General features: G+C 38.0%; 10 protein-coding genes and 1 pseudogene. All 11 read left to right on the top strand.

What is annotated here, in order from left to right:
* A pseudogene (locus ACUN24_RS25990) lies at positions 1–191 on the top strand (5'/3'-nucleotidase SurE); the annotation flags it as partial.
* Positions 192–476: a stationary phase survival protein SurE gene (locus ACUN24_RS25985; protein ID WP_445565114.1), complete on the top strand. Its 285-nt coding sequence runs from the start codon at positions 192–194 to the stop codon at positions 474–476.
* A 465-nt stretch (positions 477–941) separates the two neighbouring features.
* Positions 942–2,048, top strand: a complete 1,107-nt coding sequence (gene lpxB / locus ACUN24_RS25980; RefSeq protein WP_445565113.1) for a lipid-A-disaccharide synthase — start codon at positions 942–944, stop codon at positions 2,046–2,048.
* Between the two features lie 573 nt (positions 2,049–2,621).
* Positions 2,622–5,846 (top strand): SusC/RagA family TonB-linked outer membrane protein, encoded by a 3,225-nt coding sequence (locus ACUN24_RS25975; RefSeq protein ID WP_445565112.1) that lies wholly within the window; start codon positions 2,622–2,624, stop codon positions 5,844–5,846.
* 11 nt (positions 5,847–5,857) lie between these two features.
* Positions 5,858–7,510, top strand: a complete 1,653-nt coding sequence (locus tag ACUN24_RS25970; protein WP_445565111.1) for a RagB/SusD family nutrient uptake outer membrane protein — start codon at positions 5,858–5,860, stop codon at positions 7,508–7,510.
* Positions 7,511–7,708: 198 nt separating this feature from the next.
* The gene (locus ACUN24_RS25965) at positions 7,709–8,713 is read left to right on the top strand and encodes a LacI family DNA-binding transcriptional regulator (RefSeq protein WP_445565110.1); all 1,005 of its coding nucleotides are present in this window, start codon (positions 7,709–7,711) and stop codon (positions 8,711–8,713) included.
* Positions 8,714–8,924: 211 nt separating this feature from the next.
* Positions 8,925–11,369 carry a glutaminase domain-containing protein gene (locus ACUN24_RS25960; protein WP_445565109.1) on the top strand — a complete coding sequence of 815 codons (2,445 nt, stop codon included), beginning with the start codon at positions 8,925–8,927 and terminating at the stop codon, positions 11,367–11,369.
* Positions 11,370–11,474: 105 nt separating this feature from the next.
* Positions 11,475–13,742, top strand: a complete 2,268-nt coding sequence (locus ACUN24_RS25955; protein ID WP_445565108.1) for a GH92 family glycosyl hydrolase — start codon at positions 11,475–11,477, stop codon at positions 13,740–13,742.
* Between the two features lie 69 nt (positions 13,743–13,811).
* Positions 13,812–14,687: an ROK family protein gene (locus tag ACUN24_RS25950; RefSeq protein WP_445565107.1), complete on the top strand. Its 876-nt coding sequence runs from the start codon at positions 13,812–13,814 to the stop codon at positions 14,685–14,687.
* Positions 14,688–15,360: 673 nt separating this feature from the next.
* The gene (locus ACUN24_RS25945) at positions 15,361–15,921 is read left to right on the top strand and encodes a discoidin domain-containing protein (RefSeq protein WP_445565106.1); all 561 of its coding nucleotides are present in this window, start codon (positions 15,361–15,363) and stop codon (positions 15,919–15,921) included.
* Positions 15,922–16,041: 120 nt separating this feature from the next.
* Complete coding sequence (locus tag ACUN24_RS25940; RefSeq protein WP_445565105.1) at positions 16,042–19,245, top strand: SusC/RagA family TonB-linked outer membrane protein; 3,204 nt, start codon at positions 16,042–16,044, stop codon at positions 19,243–19,245.
* Positions 19,246–19,251: the final 6 nt, after the last annotated feature.

The following is a 19,251-nucleotide window of genomic DNA, read 5'->3' as shown; positions in this document are numbered from 1 at the left end:
ATTTCGACAAGGGAGAAGATACCGATGTTTGGGCATTGGAGCACAATTATGTTTCTATCGTGCCGGTTCAATTTGATTTAACCGCGCACCACGCCATACAAACTTTGAATAGCTGGAATTTTATAGGTAATAACGATCTGAAAGCTGCGGGTACTAAAGTTTCGGCACCAGATGGCATTAATTTAGGCTAAATGCTTACCATTATGATTGATCAGTTAAAAAGATTAAATAATTCGGTGTGGATAGGTTTGGGCATTGGTTTGCTTGTGCCGGCAATATTTTGCTCAATTGCCTGGTACATCATTCACCATGTGGCTTCCCTGGCAAAAGCAGATTTGTTATACATTGGAGGCATAGCCATAAATGCTTATACCATGCAATACTTTTTTAAATACAATAAAGAAAATATAGGCAGGGGTATATTGGCCGCAACGTTTTTGTGTGCTTTTGTATTTTTTGCATACAAAGTTTTTTGACGAAATGGTCGTCATTGCGAACTGAAGAAGAGGACAGTGAGCTGGCGTGAAGCAATCTTTCCAGAACAACGGAGGATTGAGCAATAAAATAATAACATAAAAGATTGCTTCTTCGTGCCTCCTTATAATGACGTTTATGTAAACAACTGATATTTAGTGTTATTTTTTTTGACCATATAAGACATTTAAGGACATACAAGCTTACATGTTCTTTATATGGTGTGAAAGCTTAAAAGATTATTTAATGAATTAGATGTTCTTAGGTGTCTAAGGTGGTTAATTAAACTGCGTAGTCTTTAATTTTTACGACCACCTTAGACATCTTAGTCCAATGAGTTTTGCAAGGATGCAAAATCTTAAACCTAATACTTTAGAAAGTGCATATAGTACGTCATTCCTGTTTTTTTCAGGCCACAGACCTGATGGTTACTCGCAATGACGATTTTTTTATAAATCATCCATATTATGAAATACTACCTAGTAGCGGGAGAAGCCTCAGGCGATTTACATGGCGCCAACTTAATGAAAGCCTTAAAAGCTGAGGATGGCGAAGCGGTGTTCCGGTATTTCGGTGGCGATAAAATGCAAGCTGAAGGAGGTGAGCTGGTTAAACATTATGCTGATATGGCCTTTATGGGCTTTACCGAGGTGATTTTAAACTTACGCACCATTTTCAGAAACCTCAAAGCCTGCAAGGAAGATATCATAAATTGGAAGCCTGATGTTCTGGTTTTGATCGATTTTCCGGGCTTTAACTTAAAAATTGCTGAATTTGCAAAGGCCAATGGCATAAAAGTATGTTATTACATCTCACCCAAGGTTTGGGCCTGGAACCAGAAACGGGTGCTGAAAATTAAAAAGGTTGTGGATCACATGTTCTGTATCTTGCCATTCGAAGTAGATTTCTACCAGGAATGGGGCATGCAGGTAGATTACGTTGGCAACCCCCTGTTAGACGAAATTGCACAGTTTACCCCGGATGTAAACTTTCGCGAAAACCATCAATTGGGAGATGAAAAAATTATTGCCTTGTTGCCTGGCAGTAGGAAACAGGAAATAGAACGTTTACTCCCGGTGATGTTGAGCATTACGGAAAATTATCCCGATTGTGTATTTGCCATAGCTGCTGCACCAACTTTTACCGAAAGTTATTATCATCAGTTTACGGGAGATAAAAAAGTTCACTTACTTTTTAACAATACCTATAATTTATTGCACCATGCCCATGCTGCAATTGTGGCTTCAGGAACAGCCACATTAGAAACTGCTTTGTTTAAAGTGCCACAGGTGGTGGTTTATAAAGGAGGTACAATTTCAATTGCCATTGCACGGATGCTGGTTAAAATTAAGTTCATTTCACTGGTTAATCTTATCGTAAACAAGAAAATTGTAACCGAACTCATCCAGGAAGATTGTAACAACCAAAAGGTGAACGAAGAACTCAAAATTATCTTAACAGGCGAGGGAAGGAGCGAGATGTTAAAAAATTACGATGAGCTACTTTTATTAATGGGCAAACCTGGTGCTTCGGCAAAAACGGCAAGATTGATTGTCGGAAAGTTAAAAGGCTAGTTTTACCTCGCTATCATTGACAGATTCTAAAAACCGGCGTCATATCGACCGGAGCAACGCGTAGTGGAGAGATCTTTAGACTATATTAAAAGATCTCTCCACTACGGAGATAACGATTTATTATAAACCTGTGCGGCAAAGAGCAAAAAATAATTCTGGTATTGTGTTTATAAAATAGGCCTAAAGTGGGAGAGGAATCTTTGGAATTAATTGTGAAATAACGATTTTTTAGAAACTTTTTTTGTGCCAGAAATCCTTTCATTCGTATTGATTTTTATACCATAAATAAAAATCCAAATGGATGGTATTGCGAATTCAGAAACCTCCATAACCGATCAATACCCTAACTGTATTAAAGTTTTTTATTGGATTTTATTAGTAAAGTTTTGTTTTACTTATAATGTAACATTTTAAGTTTTTTTCATTTTTTTTAAAACAAAACCGCGTTTAAGGCGTTACTAAATCGTTTTGCGGAAAACCTGATCATAACTAATTAATCTCATAGCTCTTATTAATCTAGTGAAATTTTGGCCGCATTGCGTAACTAATTATAAACTAAACTAGTGAGTGCCAATGAGAAACATTTTACTCAGGACGACAGGATTCCTATGCCTTGTCCTACTTTCAAGCCCCCAGTTGTTTGCGAAAATTAAGAGCGAAAAAAAGAATTTTAACCGCTATTATTTTCAGCAGGATACAACTAAAAAACAAGACACAACAAAAAAAGTCCCGGTGGCTAAACCTGCTGATTCGGTAAAAGTACCGCCAAACCCGCTGGGTGGCTCGCGTCCGGTTACTAGCCCGGCACCAGCACCAGCTGCAACAGCGCCTGCTACACCGGCAAGCACAACTCCTGCAGCATCAGCTGGGCAAAAAACAATTACCGGTACCGTTGTAGACGAGCAGAAAATCGGTTTACCTGGCGTTGGAATTAAGATCCAGGGCAAAACAGGTGGTACCGTAACACAGGAGAATGGTAAATTCAGCATCAATGTTACTGCGCCAACCGATGTGCTGGTATTTAGCTATATCGGCTATCAATCTAAATCCGTTCCTGCAGGGAATGGCGCCGCCCCATTAACAATCAATCTTGCACCATCAGGTGCTCAGAATTTAAGTGATGTTGTTGTGGTTGGCTATGGTACTATGAAATCTAAAGAAGTTACTTCAGCAGTAGCTCACATAGATACTGCCCAGTTTCGGCAGAGTGGCGCCCGGAGCCCACTTGATTTGATACAAGGTAAAGTTGCAGGTTTAAATATCACCCGGGCGGGGAGTTCGAACCCAAACTCAGGACCAAGTGTGCAGCTCCGTGGCGTGGTTTCAGTTGCGGGTAGTGCCAGTCCGCTTTATGTAATTGATGGGATTCCGGGCGGTAATCCAGATTTGCTTCAACAGGATGATATTTTATCGGTTGATGTATTAAAAGATGGATCTGGAGCGGCCATTTATGGTACAAGCGCAAACGCGGGGGTAATCTTAATCACAACAAAAAAAGGCAAACCCGGACCGCCAACCTTTAATTACTCGAGCTACATTCGTAAAGAATTTGTTCAAAACAGATTAGATTTTTTATCAGCAGAAGAATTTAGGGCAAAAATCAATTCAGGAGAGATTAATGCCCGTGATTACGGTGCGAGTGAAGATTTATATGGTTCACTAATTAATCGGGATAATTTGTCGCAAAATCATAATCTTGCGTTATCAGGTGGTACTGATAAAACGAGCTATCGCGCAAGTTTAAACTACCGCGATTTACAAGGTATTGCTTTAGAAAACGGAAGGAAAGAATATACAGGTCGATTGAATATCAATCAAAAAGGCTTTGATGATAAATTGAACATCCAACTAAACTTAGCTACAAATGTTAATAATGCGAATTTGCTATCTAATGGAGCAACATCAGATTTTTTTAATAATGAGCTAAACAGAAGCGGTTGGGAAGAAGAGCTAGGTAAAAATCCGACTAAGCCAATTTATAATCCAGATGGTTCATATTACTACGATAATCAAAGTACAAACCAATATGCCAGATTATTTAATAACACTAGTTACCGCAAGCAGCAAACAACATCAGCAGATTTAAAAGCTGATTTTGACATTACTAAAGGATTAAAAGCAAGTGTTTTCGGATCTATGCAGCGTGACAATTATTTAGATGGTGGATATGCAACCTTAGCAAGTGAAGATTCTTTCGAGAATAGTGATTACCCTAGCGGCGGTTATGCTTTCAAAAATAATTTCCTTTCTCAGGCCTATGCCTTTGAGCCTACCTTACAATATAATACAGTTGTTGCAGATAAACATTCTTTTACTGCATTGGCAGGTTATAGTTATCGTTACAATATAGAAGAAGGTGCTAGAATGAGTACCCGAGGGTTTCTGAACGATCAGTTCAATGAAGACAACATGGGTGTTGGACAGGCATTAGCAGATGGAAAAGCGTCAATGGGTAGTTTTAAAAACGACAATACGCTAATTGCATTTTTCGGAAGAGTTAACTATGCGTTTGATAATAAGTATTTGGTGCAATTAATTTTGAGGCGTGAAGGTTCTTCCCGTTTTGGTGATAATAACAAATGGGGAAATTTTCCAGCAGTATCATTAGGTTGGAATGTTACCGAAGAAAAATTCATGGAAAACGTAAAGTGGGTTAATTATTTGAAATTAAGAGCAGGTTATGGTGTAACGGGTAACTCTGGTTTTGCAAATAATGCATCAAGGGTAACACTCGGTCCGGGTGGAAAATATTTATATCCTGATGGCAGTTATCGCGAAACTTATGGGCCAACACGTAATCCAAATCCATTTTTGAAATGGGAATCAAAACGTGAAACCAACATCGGTGCTGATTTTACATTGTTCAATAGCAAGTTAACAGGTTCATTGGATTTGTTTGATAGAACAACAAAGGATTTATTAGATCTTTACACTACACCTCAACCGCCATATATTCAAAACCAGATCTATGCCAACGTAGGTGATATTTCTTCAAGAGGTATCGAACTTGCTTTAAGTTATCAAGCAATCAAAACCAAGGATTTTACCTTCAGTATGGATTTTACAGGAAGTACCATTAAAAACACTTTGAATTCTTATTCGAATGATGTTTTTGCAGTTAAGTTTAAACCATTTGGTAGTATTGGTGGGGCAGGTGATTTAGGTGATGCCATTACCACTTATGAAGGGGAAGATGTAGGTATATTTTATGGAAAGCGTTTTGCCGGTTTTGATGCTGATGGAAAATGGCTTTTCTTTAATAGAAATGGACAAGCCGTTCGCAATGATCAGATCAACAATTCGAAAGATAAAAACTTAACAGATCTTGCTCCACTTGGAAATGCCATTCCTAAATATTACGCTTCATATACAGCGAATTTTACTTATAAAAACTTTGACTTTAGGGTTTTTCTAAGAGGTAAGTTTGATTATAAAATTTTAAATACTACCGCATTAACATACGGAAACCCTTTTGTTACGGGTTCTAACTATTTAAGAGATGCTTTTGGGAAGTATAGTGAAATCAACGATACTTTTATGTATTCAGACTATTACCTGGAAAATGGAACCAATGTTAAAATTGATGAGGTGACTTTAGGCTATAACTTTAAGTTAAAAAAGAAGTTCATCCGTAGTCTGCGGGTATACGCTACAGGTCAAAATTTAGCTACAATAACTGGTTACTCAGGTAATGATCCTGATTTCGTACAAGATACCGGCTTAGGTCCAGGTATTGATAACCGCGGTGCTTATCCGAGTACAAGATCATTCCTTTTTGGTGTTAATGTAGGATTTTAATAAATAACAAAATGAAAAATAAATCAATCATATATACAGCCCTTTTACTAGTGGTAAGTATGGGTTCTGCCTGTACTAAACTAGATGAAAATGCATACGATGTTATCCCAGCTGATAAATTCTACTCTAATAAAAACGAAGTTATTTCTGCTGTTTTAAGGCCGTATACTCATGCGAACGCCTGGGTTACGCCATCTGGACAAGATGGATGGTGGCGATTGGCCGAACTTTCAGCTGATCAGTTGGCATGGCCAACAAAGGGGCCACATGGTGAAGATGGTGGTAAATGGAAAAGATTACATTACCATACCTGGACGGTTGATGAAGGAGGTATCAATAATGCATGGTCTCTGATGTACGGAGGGGTTGGTTTTTGTAATGATGCGATTGGAAACATCGAGAAGAGAGATATTGCGCAGATGGGCATTACCCAACAGGAAAAGAATGAGTATGTTGCAGAACTGAAACTACTTAGGGCATTTCATTATTTAAAGTTGATGGACTTGTTCGGTAATATTCCAATTGCGACAGATCTGGTTGATCCTTCAAATCCTGTATTGCCAAATACTACTGCAAGGAAAGATGTCTTTACCTTCATTGAAAAGGAAATTAAAGATAATATCAATAACGTGCCTAAGCTGGCAAAATCGCAACTTGGAAGAATGAGCCAGGCAAGCGGTTACGCCATGTTAGTAGAATTGTACTTAAACGCAGAAGTATGGACAGGCACGCAACGTTGGGACGATTGCATCATGGCAGCTGATAAATTAATTAATAATGAGGCGGGTGGTCAAAATGGCAACATGGCCCTTGATCCAAACATTACAGATCAATTTAAAAACACAAATGATCAATCAAAAGAAGTTATTTTCTCAATTGCTTATGATTTTGCCAGAGCTAAATTTGAACCATCGTGGACAGACGAGTTTTATCATTTTGCACAACGTGATATTTATGGCGGCGGTAGGAATGGTAACGATGGCATAGTTTTAATTCCAGGAGTTTATGAAAAATTTGAAGCTGATGATTTACGTAAAACTAGCTGGTTACTGTTTGGATCTCAGAAAAAGTTCTCTGATGGATCCGATGTTGAAGGTACAGTAGAGTATGCAGGCAAACCACTTGTATTTGTCGATAACATTCAAAGAAATTCGAAAAATTCTGCCGTTAGCAATATGAGTGAGGGAGAAGAAAATAGTGGAGTACGTTTTAATAAATATAAACTGGGCAATTCTATTCCAGGAATTGTAAATGGAGTAAAAGTAGAACCTGATCCAAATTATAACAATACCGATTGGAATGTTTATCGGTTAACATGGATCTATTTTGCAAAAGCTGAAGCCATTATGCGTAAAAATGGTGGTGTTGCCAATGCAGATGCGCTTAAGCTCATCAATGATTGTAAATCTAGAGCTTATACGCCGGCAGTTTGGGCTAACAAAGCTTATACCGCAACTACCTTAACGCTCGATGAGTTATTGCAAGAACGCGGTAGAGAATTTATATTCGAAGGTTTTAGAAGGGACGATTTGATTAGATTCGGAAAGCTTACCGCTGGGAGCTGGTGGGATCATAGTCCATCCTCATCATTTAAAACATTATATCCTATACCGCAAAGGCAAAGAGATTTAAATATTAAACTGACTCAAAACCCTGGTTATTAATTTCAATACAAAAGGCGCTTTAAATAGCGTCTTTTGTTGTTTTAAGCCTTGTCGTTCAGGTTGAGCCAACCTTTAATAACTGTTTCTAAAACGATTAATATAAAAAATGTTAAATTGCGCCTTTAAAATTGGCAAAAATTTAAAAGCTGCAATTTTTATTTAGCTTTGAATTGATTAACTCAAAAGAAATCCAACCAAATGAAATCGCTTTCTATCAAAGATATAGCCGTAAAAGCCAATGTATCCATTACCACAGTTTCATTCATTATTAACGGTAAAGCAAAAGAGAAATCGATAAGCGAAGCAGTTATAGAGAAAGTAAAAAAAATTATCGAAGAAAGTGGATATAAACCTAATCAGATTGCAAGAAGTTTAAGAACCGGTAACTCCAATATTATCGGCCTGATTATCGAAGATATTTCCAATTCATTCTTCTCCAGGATTGCCAGGCTAATTGAAGATAAAGCTTATAAAAGAGGGTATAAAATTATTTATTCCAGTACAGAAAACAGTGTTGACAAAGCGAAAGAACTGATCAACATGTTTAAATCGCGAAAAGTTGACGCCTATATCATCTCTCCAATAAAAGGAATAGAAGAAGATGTAAAAATGCTGTTGGAAGATGGCAATCCGGTAATCTTTTTTGATAGGAACCTGACTGATATCAATACCAGTTATGTAGGAGCCGATCATTTTAATGCCTCATACCAGTCAATACAGCATTTTATCGATCAAGGTAAAAAGAATATCGCCCTGGTTACTACTGATATTAACGTGGAGCAGATCATAGAGCGTTATGATGGTTATAAAAAAGCATTAGAAGATCACGGAATCAAGTATGACGAGAACCTGGTTTTAAAGATCCATTTTAACCAGGAAGAAAGCGAAACCATTGCTCAGATTAAGGAGCTTTTCGATAATAAAAAAATTGATGCAGTATTATTTGCAACCAATTATTTAGCAATTAGTGGTTTAAAAGTATTGAAAAAGATCAATAAGACAATTGGCGACGACTTTGCTGTTATTGCATACGATGACCATGAAGCTTTCGAACTGCACACACCTGGTATTTCAGCAATTCAACAACCACTTGAAGAAATTGCAGAGAATGTGATTAAGCTGATTCTTAAACAATTGTCGACCAAAGCCAAACCCGAAAACCAGGAGATCATTATTCCGGCAAAATTGATTATCAGGGATTAAATTCAGTAGCTTAAATGTTACATTAAGCTATTTTAATATGATTTTTATTTCTCTAATATTGAATTAGTAAAACGTTTTACTTTAATTGAGCACCAAACAACAATAATCCCATTTAATCTAGTATTGATTTGACATTTTTCTGTTTGCAGAATTAAGAAATCAATTGATGTCGTTAAGTAAAACGATTTATTAATAAACCAGATATTAATTTATGAGAAAACTTTCCTTAGTAGCACTTTGCCTTTTTTTTAATTTAATTTCAAAAGCTCAAGATAAGGCACCGGCTTATCCATTAATTACACATGATGCCTATTTCAGCATTTGGTCTTTCGGCGATGGGCTTAACCAATCGGTTACCAAACATTGGACAGGGAAGGAGCAGTCTTTATTAGGTGTAATAAAGGTTGATGGTAAATACTACCGGTTTCTAGGCGAAAAAAGTAAAACTTTTAAAGATATACTTCCGGCGGCTGATGCGTTAACATATCTGGCCAGTTATAGCTTCGATAAACCTGAAGCAGGTTGGGAAAGCATTACATACAATGATCATGACTGGAAAAAAGCCGATGCTCCTTTTGGAGACGATAATTCTGCCAAAACAAAATGGAATAGTGATGATCTTTACTTCAGAAGAACCTTCGATGTGGCCAAAGTATCGGGCGCAAAAAAATACCTGAAACTCAATCACGATGATAATGTAATTGTTTATTTAAATGGTAAAATAATTTACAAGAAGAACGGATGGGTTTCTGATTATAGCTATTTACCGATTGAAGATGGCATTTTAAAAACAGGAAAAAATGTACTCGCTATCCATTGCAAAAATACGGCTGGTGGCAGGCACCTGGATGCAGGGATAGTTGAAGAAGAGGCAGACCATTTAAACATTACTCCAGCCACTCAAACCAATGCATCCATTCAGGCAACTACAACCAAATATACTTTTAGCTGTGGCCCGGTAGAACTACAGGTAGCTTTTACCTCTCCATTATTACTGAATGATATTAAATTAACCGCAAGGCCAATCAGTTATATTAATTATGCCGTAAAATCTACTGATGCCAAGCCGCACAGCGTAGATATTTTCTTTGGGGCATCATCAAACCTGGCTGTAAATACACCAAACCAAAGCGTTTCAGCTTGGAAGAGTTCAAAAAACAATCTCTCTATATTAAAAACAGGAACCGTAGAGCAGCCGGTATTAAAGAAAAGGGGAGACGACCTCCGCATTGATTGGGGTTATTTGTACGTGGCCGTTCCAGCCAGGTTTAATGCTACTCAATTCATTGATGCACAGAACGAAAGCTTAAAAAGTTTCGTTGATTCCAAATATGCTACACAAGTACAGGTTTTAAACTCAAAAAATCTAAACTTAAACAGTGTTATTCCTTTCGGTTCGGTTTCTGCCACACCCGTAGAAAAATATATGATGTTGGGTTATGACGACCTGAAATCAGTTGAATATTTTGGCGAAAAGCTGAAGCCAGTTTGGAGACTTTCGGGTAGTCAACAATTTGAAGATCAATTGGCTGAAGCCGATGCCCAATACCCTTCGTTAAAAACCAAGTGCGCCACTTTTGATGCGAAATTATACACCGACGCAGAAAAGGCCGGTGGCAAAGCGTATGCAGATCTATGTAAATTGGCTTATAGACAGGCTATTGCAGCACACAAAATTGTATATGCACCAAATGGCGATATCCTTTTTCTATCCAAAGAAAATTTCAGTAATGGCTCTATCAATACGGTTGATGTAACTTATCCATCAGCACCACAATTTTTGGTGTACAACCCCGAATTGTTAAAAGGAATGCTAAATGGCATTTTTTATTATTCTGAAAGTGGAAAATGGAAGAAACCGTTTGCTGCACACGATTTAGGCACTTACCCTTTGGCAAACGGCCAAACCTATGGTGAAGATATGCCAGTAGAAGAGGCTGGAAATATGATCATTTTAACTGCTGCAATTACCAGGGCCGAGGGCAATACAAAATATGCCGAAAAGCACTGGGAGGTAATGTCGGTATGGGCAAACTATCTGCTAAGAGAAGGTTTCGATCCGGCCAATCAATTATGTACCGATGATTTTGCCGGTCATCTGGCCAGAAATTCGAATTTATCTGTTAAAGCTATTGTAGCTTTAGGCGCGTATGCACAAATGGCGCAATTGTCAGGTAAAACGGATGTAGCTAATAAATACAGAACAGCTGCCTTACAAATGGCACAGAACTGGATGAAAATGGCCGATGATGGCGATCATTATGCCTTAACCTTTAATGATAAAAATACCTGGAGCCAGAAATATAACCTCGTTTGGGACAAATTGTTAAAACTTGATCTCTTTCCTAAAGAAGTGTACAAAAAGGAGATTAACTTTTACCTAACCAAACAAAAAGAGTACGGATTACCATTGGATAGCCGCAGGACTTACACTAAATCGGATTGGATTATGTGGACTGCGACTTTGGCCGATAACGAAGCCGATTTCCAAAAATTTATAAATCCGATATACCGTTATGCTACCGAAACAGAAAGTAAAGTGCCATTGAGCGATTGGCATGAAACCACTAACGGCCAAATGACAGGTTTCCAGGCGCGGAGTGTTGTTGGCGGTTACTTCATTAAAATGCTGGCCGACAAATGGAATATTAAATAATAACATTAATCAGCTTTTGCCTGCAACCCCTTACTTGAGCAGGCAAAAGCTGATTTTAAATATACAGTTGATTTGTATCAACTGAAAAGAACCAACAAACACACAATGAAACTTAAATTAATTGCATCCATTTTATGCTGCCTTGCTGCCAAAGGGTTATTGGCGCAGCAGAAAGATTGGGTTCACTATGTGAACACGCTGCAGGGCACCAACTCTAAACACGAACTCACCAGAGGAAATACTTATCCAACAACGGCACTACCATTTGGCATGCACACCTGGACTCCACAAACGGGTAGAAATGGCGATGGCTGGAAATATCAATATTTTAAAGATAAAATAAGAGGCTTTCAGCAAGCGCACCAATGCAGTTCGTGGACGAGAGATTATGCCGTATTTTCTTTAATGCCTATGGTTGATGAACTGATTGTAAATGAAGACAAACGCGAAACCAAATTCAGCCATCAGAACGAGATTGCTAAACCAAACTATTATAAGGTAACATTCGAAAATGATATCACGACAGAAATTTCGCCATCAGAACGTGGTGCACACCTCAGGTTCAGCTATCCAAAAGGCAAAAGAAGTTTTTTAATTTTAGACGGATACAACAGATTAAGTGGTGTACAGATCTATCCCAAAGAGAATAAAATAACGGGATGGGTGAATAATGGCGAAGGCTTTAAAAGAGGTTGGAAAAGTTATTTCGTAATTCAGTTCGATCAGCCGATTAAATCTTACGGTACCTGGGAGAACAAACGTAATACCATTGCAAAAGATTCGATTTTAGCTGAAGGATTGGGTAAAGGCGCATTTATACAGTTCGAATCGGGCACCAAGGTGCAGGTAAAAACTGCTTCATCTTACATCAGTTTGCAACAGGCCAAACTTAATTTAAAAAGAGAGCTAGGCAATGATAAGACTTTAGAAGATACCAAAGCCAATGCTGTTGCGGTATGGAATAAATCGCTCGGTAAGATAGAAGTAGAAGGCGGATCGAAAGCAGATATGGAAACTTTTTATTCTTGTTTTTTCAGGGCAAGTTTGTTCTCCAGAAAGTTTTATGAAATTAACGAAGCCGGAAAACCATATTACTTTAGCCCCTATGATGGTAAAGTGCACGATGGCTATATGTTTACCGATACAGGTTTTTGGGATACCTTCCGGGCACAGTTTCCACTAAATACACTGATCCAGCCAGAAATGCATGGTCGTTACATGCAGGCCATGCTCGATGCCTACGCGCAATGCGGTTGGTTACCCTCGTGGTCTTTCCCCAGCGAAGCCGGAAGTATGATCGGTAACCATGCCATTTCTTTATTAGCAGATGCCTGGGCAAAAGGAATCAGAACATTTGATCCGAAAAAGGCTTTAGATGCCTATTACCACGAAGCGATGAACAAAGGACCCTGGGGGCCGGCAAATGGTAGGGATGGGGTAACCGAGTATAACCAGTTAGGTTATGTCCCTTATCCAAAATATAGAGAAGCTACCGCAAAAACATTAGAATATGCTTACGATGATTATTGCGCTTACGCTTTAGCCAAAATGATTGGCGATAAACATTATATGGAGGTTTTTGAGAAGCCTATGTTCAATTATAAAAATGTTTACGATCCGGCTACACGTTTTATGAGGGGAAGGAATGCGGAAGGCAAGTGGTCGCCAAATTTCGATCCAACCGAATGGGGAGGCCCATTTACCGAAGGAAATGCCTGGCATTGGCAATGGTCGGTTTTTCAGGATACCAAAGGTTTAATTAATTTGATGGGAGGAAACAGCAATTTTATCTCAAAACTAGATTCTGTTTTTAGCGAACCTAATAAAGTGAATGTGGGTTCTTATGGCGGGATGATTCATGAAATGACCGAAATGGTAATGGCCAATATGGGGCAGTATGCACATGGCAATCAACCGATACAGCACATGGTTTATTTATACAATTATGCCAACCAACCATGGAAAGCGCAATTTTATGCCCGTGAGGTGATGCATAAACTGTATGATGCCACAGAAAATGGTTATCCGGGAGATGAAGACCAGGGGCAAACCTCTTCGTGGTATGTATTAAGCGCTTTAGGGTTTTATAGTGTAACCCCTGGTTCTGGCGAATATGTTTTAGGGAGCCCAATGTTTAAAAAAACAACTATTAACTTAGAAAATGGCAAAAAATTCGTCATTGAAGCGCCTGCAAATGATCTTCACCATGTTTATATAAAATCGGCAAGCTTAAATGGTGAAAATTATACTAAAAATTTTATAAACCATAGCGATTTGTTAAAAGGAGGGGTATTAAAATTGGAGATGAATGTTAAACCTTCGTTAAATAGAGGGGTATTGGAAGAAGATAAGCCATTTTCGCTCAGTAAATAGATATTGAATTACTACTTTTGGCGGATTAGTTCAGATTAATAAAGAATAGATAACAGAAATATATATAGAATGGAAAAGCCTGTTGCATTAGGTGTAGATATTGGCGGCTCGCATATTACGGCCGCATTGGTGGATTTGGAAACAAGAACTTTGGTGAAGGATTCCATCAAGCGTAGCCCTGTGGATTCGCAGGAGAGTAAAGAAGTGATTTTATCGGCATGGTGTGATATCATCAATAAGGCTTTTAAAAATATTAAAAACGGTGCCCGGAATGTGGGAATAGCCATGCCAGGTCCTTTTAATTATAGTGAAGGCATTTCACTAATTAAAGATCAGGATAAGTTTAAATCACTTTACCAGATCAATGTAAAAGAAGAATTATCTGAAAGATTGGATATCCCTGCCGATCATATCCACTTTATAAACGATGCGGCAGGTTTTTTACAAGGTGAGGTTTTTGCCGGCGCTGCCAAAGGAAATGCCAGTGTGTTGGGTTTAACACTCGGTACAGGACTGGGCTCATCGCTTTGTCTCAATGATAAAGCTATTGATGCTGACCTCTGGAACTCCCAATTTTTAGATGGAATCGCGGAAGATTACCTTTCTACACGCTGGTTCGTAAAACGTTTTAACCAGCTTAGCGGCAAAACGGTAGATGGGGTGAAAGAACTGGTGGAATTAGTAGAAACTGATCATTTTGCGACCATGGTTTTTATGGAATTTGGTTATAACCTGGCGCAGTTCCTGATTCCTATTATTAATAAACACAAAATAGATACTGTTATAGTTGGCGGTAATATTGCGCAATCCTTTAGCGCATTTGCCCCCGAATTAATTGCAACATTAAAAGGCAACGGAATAGATACTGAAATTAAAATTTCAGAATTAAAAGAACATGCAGCATTGATTGGTGCTGCAAGTTGCTGCGATCTGAGTTTAACTTAACGTATTCTGCCAGAATCTCAAAATAATTGAATCTTATTCTAAAATAACCGCAGAATTGCAATTTTCATAATGTAATTCTGCGGTAGATCTCCGCTTTTTCTTTTTTAGTGCTTTTCATAAGGTTTTTTTATTATAATTTAAACTATCAAGGTTACTGCCCGTAATTTTCGGAGATTTTTTTGATAAAAAAATTAAAATAATTTTTGATTTATTAATAATATGCTTATTATTGTTTAATAAAACGTTTTAGTTTTAACTAGTTGGATATTTTTATTTACTACAACAAGTGTTGATCACCAGATCAGGGCTTTTTTTTATCAGGCAATACTAAAACGTTTTAGTCTTTCTTTAAACTAACTATCTATTCATATAAAAATAAAGGAGAATCTCAATGAAGTAAAATTTACATTTTAACATCCCTCTTCCGTTTCCAACGGAAACCAAACCAAACTAAAAAACCATTTATGAACAAAAAAAATACCGACCAGAATTGGCCATGTCTTTGGCAATACCAATGTTTTTTCTCGCCTTAAGAAGCTGGCGACATAAGGTAGGTGTATGCTTCGGTATAATTTAATCCCTCCTTAAAATCAATTTAAACTCCTGATCATTCATTGATCTGCGATTAACTATTGTACATTTTAACAACCACCAAACTATAAATTAATCAATTATGAATCTTTTAAAAATTACCAGGAGCACTTTTGGACTCTGTATTGCCTTGGTTTTACTTTTTGGATGCGGTAAGGAAGAATATCCTTCAGTAGATCTTTTTACCTGGAAGGCGAAGGTCGATGTTACCGCTAAAGCAACACTTTCAGTTAACATTGAGAGTTCTGGAGGATCAGCAGGTGCAGAAGGATCTGCAAAGGTGGTTGATAACGATCCAGCCACAAAATTCCTGATCAACCCTTATCAAAGCAACTTTTATTTGCAGTTATCTTTTCCTGCTCCCCAACAGGTTGCGTCTTACACCTTAACATCAGGTAACGATGCTCCGGGCAGAGATCCGAAAAACTGGAAATTAAGCGGTTCTTTGGATGGCACCAATTGGGTAGATCTGGATACCAGAAATGATGAAACCTTTTCAGGCCGTAACATGATGAAAACCTATAGTTTCAAAAACAAAGTTTTGTATAAGTATTACAGGTTGAGCATTACAGCAATTGGTAGCAGTTCATTATTCCAGTTGTCGGAATGGCGTGTAATCGAAGTGCCAGAGGAGCAACAGTAGCTTTCAATCCAACTTCTGTAAATAAGATACACAAAGATTTATTCAACCGGTTAGGCAATAAATCTATTTCAACTGATCAATAGACCTATAACAGTAATCTGTTAACAACAAATGAATTTTATGATGAAAAAAAATACAAATTTAACTGGAGGCAGGCTCAGGCTTAAAGATTGTGCTTTTAAGGCTATCGCTTTTACTTTAGCTTTAAGCAGTAGTTTTTACGCAACAGCTCATGCTTCAGCGATTAATATAAACAGTTCGGTTTCAGTTAATCAAGCTAAGGCTGATATTGTGATACGTGGTATCATTAAAGATGAGACTGGTGCACCATTACCAGGCGCAGGTGTTAAAGTAAAAGGTAGTTCTACCAGTGCTGCTGCAGATGTAAATGGAGCATTTAGCATTACCGTTCCTGATCAAAATACAGTCTTAATTATAACTTATGTTGGTTATGATACAAAAGAAATAACAGTTGGCACGCAAACCACGCTGGATATCCGTTTAAAGGAAACAACAGGTTCTGATTTACAGGAAGTTGCCATTGTAGGTTTCGGTGTGCAGAAAAAGGAAAGTTTAGTAGGTGCACAGTCATCGGTAAACGTTGCAGATTTGAAACAACCGGTTTCCAGTATGAGTCAATTATTGGCAGGTCGTATCCCGGGTGTAATTAATGTATCAAGAAATGGTGAGCCAGGTGCCACCGGATCAGATATTTTCATCCGCGGTATATCTTCATTATCATCTGGCGATAGAAGCCCACTTGTGATTATTGATGGTGTTCCTAACCGTAACTTAAACGATATCAGTGTTTACGATGTAGAAAACTTCACCGTACTAAAAGATGCAGCTGCAACAGCAGTATATGGTATCCGCGGTGCAAACGGTGTAATCTTAATCAACACCAAACAAGGTAAAACCGGCTCACCTAGAATTAACGTAGAATATTACGAAGGGATAAGCCGTTTCACCAAAAGACCGCAATTGATTGATGGCGTAGATTACATGAACTTAGCTAATGAGGCCAAATACTCTGATTATTTGAGAGGAGGTGCTGCAGGTGCATTTACGCCGGCATACTCAATAGATGCGGTTCAAAAAACTGCTGCCGGAACCGACCCAATCCTTTACCCGAATGTAAACTGGTTTGATGCCATTTATAACGATTTTGGTAGAAACAGATCAGCAACAGCCAATTTATCTGGTGGGGTAAGCAATGCAAAATATTATGTATCATTAGGTTATTATGGCGAAGATGGTTTATTTAAAACTGATGAAGCTGTAAATTCTGCGGTTAAACAAAACTATGGCCGCTATAATGTTAGTGCAAACTTAAACTGGGATATTACCGGTACCACCAAGTTGGATTTAGGGATCAAGGGTATTTTGGGGCAAAATAATTACCCAAGTAACTTGCTTGCACAGGACATTTTCAGTCAGGCCTTTTTAATTAACCCTACCTCTTTTCCGGTACTTTATCCAAATGGCAGTTTACCAGGTATCAGCCCGCAAGCCGATCAGCGTAATCCTTATGGTGATATTACAAGAAATGGATATAGAACCAGTTACACCAACCAGTTGTATTCAAATATCCGTTTAACACAGGATTTAAAAGAAATAACACCTGGTTTATCGGTTACCACCATGTTTTCTTTTGATGTAAATAATACCAATGGAATTAACAGAACTAAAAGAGAGAGTTTGTACAGAATTAACCCTAGCGACCCTTACCTTACTCCCGGAGATCCGAATTCAGGTTATAAATATGGTTTAATTTTACAGGGACAAGACTTTTTAAATTACAACTATGATAATGGTGGCGATAAGAAAATGTACTTTGAAGGAGCCGTTAATTATAACCGCACCTTTGGTAAACATGCTGTAAGCGGCTTATTGTTGTATAATCAAAATGATAACACCAAAGCTTCTGCACCTAACCTAACACTTTCACTTCCTTACCGCTTACAAGGTTTAGTAAGTCGCGCTACCTATGCTTATGATAATAAGTATTTCTTTGAATTTAACATGGGCTATAATGGTTCAGAAAACTTTGCGCCAAATAAACGGTATGGATTTTTTCCAGCTGTTGGTCTGGGATGGTTGCTTTCGAGTGAGAAATTTTTCGAACCGCTTAAAAATGCTATTCAAATGGTTAAATTCCGTTATTCTGACGGTATTGTGGGTAGTGGAGGTAGTGGCAATAGTTATGCAGATAACGAAGGGCAACGTTTCTACTATTTAACTAAAGTTGGTGATGCGGGTGATTATTCTTTTGGCCAAAATGGAAATCTTGGAACAAACGGTTTAGGCGTGACGGCTTATGGTGTAGATGTAACCTGGGCTGAAACCCGTAAACAGGATTTAGGATTTGAAATAAAAACGTTGAATAATAACTTATCGTTAATCGTCGATTTTTATAAAGAAAGAAGAAAGAACCAATTTATCAGTAGAGGTACGGTACCCAATTATATCGGTTTGGCCAATACACCAATTGGTAACTTAGGTATCGTTGATAATAAAGGTATTGATGGAACCATCCAATATGATACACAATTCGGTAAAGATTGGTCGCTTAATTTAAGAGCTAACTTTACTTACAATAAAGATAAAGTAATCGAGAACGATCAGGCACCGAAACCTTACCCTTGGATGGAGCAACGCGGTTATAATGTTTTAGCTGCAACACGTGTTGGTTATATCGCCGAAAAGTTATTCGACAGCCAGGCAGAGATCAATGCGAGTCCAACACAATTTGGTACGCTAATGCCTGGAGATATCAAGTATAAAGATTTAAATGGTGACGGTAAAATTGATTCATTCGACCAGACGATAATCGGTAGGGGAGATATTCCAAGCACAACCTATGGTTTCGGGTTCTCGTTAACTTACAAAAACTTCGATTTTGGTTTGTTCTTCCAGGGACAGGACAATGCTGATGTTATTTTAAACATTCCTTCATTTGCCAATTCGGGTGGTTTAGGTAATATGCTCGCCGTAGCTGCAGATCGCTGGACACCAACAAATCCTCGTCAGGATGCAGTTTATCCCCGTTTATCTTATGGAGGTACAAATAACAATAACTATCAAACGAGTACCTGGTGGAAACGCGACATCAGCTTCCTGAGGTTAAAAAATGCAGATTTAGGTTACACACTTAAAGAAGGTATAAAATCCATTGGTGTTAAACGCTTAAGGGTCTATGCAACAGGTTATAATGTTTTCACCATTAGCAAATTTAAGCTTTGGGATCCTGAACTTGGTACGAATAACGGTACAAGGTACCCACTAACCTCTAATTATTCTTTAGGTCTTACCGCTAATTTTTAAAATAAA

The sequence above is a fragment of the Pedobacter sp. WC2501 genome, from assembly GCF_052682415.1.
The sequence above is the reverse complement of the archived record's forward strand: the minus strand, read 5'-3'. Positions and strand labels throughout refer to the sequence as shown.

Excerpts from the sequence above, each read along its gene's own strand:
- ACUN24_RS25985 (WP_445565114.1), top strand. The coding sequence starts at position 192 with ATGCTTACCATTATGATTGATCAGTTAAAAAGATTAAATAATTCGGTG.
- lpxB (WP_445565113.1), top strand. The coding sequence starts at position 942 with ATGAAATACTACCTAGTAGCGGGAGAAGCCTCAGGCGATTTACATGGC.
- ACUN24_RS25975 (WP_445565112.1), top strand. The coding sequence starts at position 2,622 with ATGAGAAACATTTTACTCAGGACGACAGGATTCCTATGCCTTGTCCTA.
- ACUN24_RS25970 (WP_445565111.1), top strand. The coding sequence starts at position 5,858 with ATGAAAAATAAATCAATCATATATACAGCCCTTTTACTAGTGGTAAGT.
- ACUN24_RS25965 (WP_445565110.1), top strand. The coding sequence starts at position 7,709 with ATGAAATCGCTTTCTATCAAAGATATAGCCGTAAAAGCCAATGTATCC.
- ACUN24_RS25960 (WP_445565109.1), top strand. The coding sequence starts at position 8,925 with ATGAGAAAACTTTCCTTAGTAGCACTTTGCCTTTTTTTTAATTTAATT.
- ACUN24_RS25955 (WP_445565108.1), top strand. The coding sequence starts at position 11,475 with ATGAAACTTAAATTAATTGCATCCATTTTATGCTGCCTTGCTGCCAAA.
- ACUN24_RS25950 (WP_445565107.1), top strand. The coding sequence starts at position 13,812 with ATGGAAAAGCCTGTTGCATTAGGTGTAGATATTGGCGGCTCGCATATT.
- ACUN24_RS25945 (WP_445565106.1), top strand. The coding sequence starts at position 15,361 with ATGAATCTTTTAAAAATTACCAGGAGCACTTTTGGACTCTGTATTGCC.
- ACUN24_RS25940 (WP_445565105.1), top strand. The coding sequence starts at position 16,042 with ATGATGAAAAAAAATACAAATTTAACTGGAGGCAGGCTCAGGCTTAAA.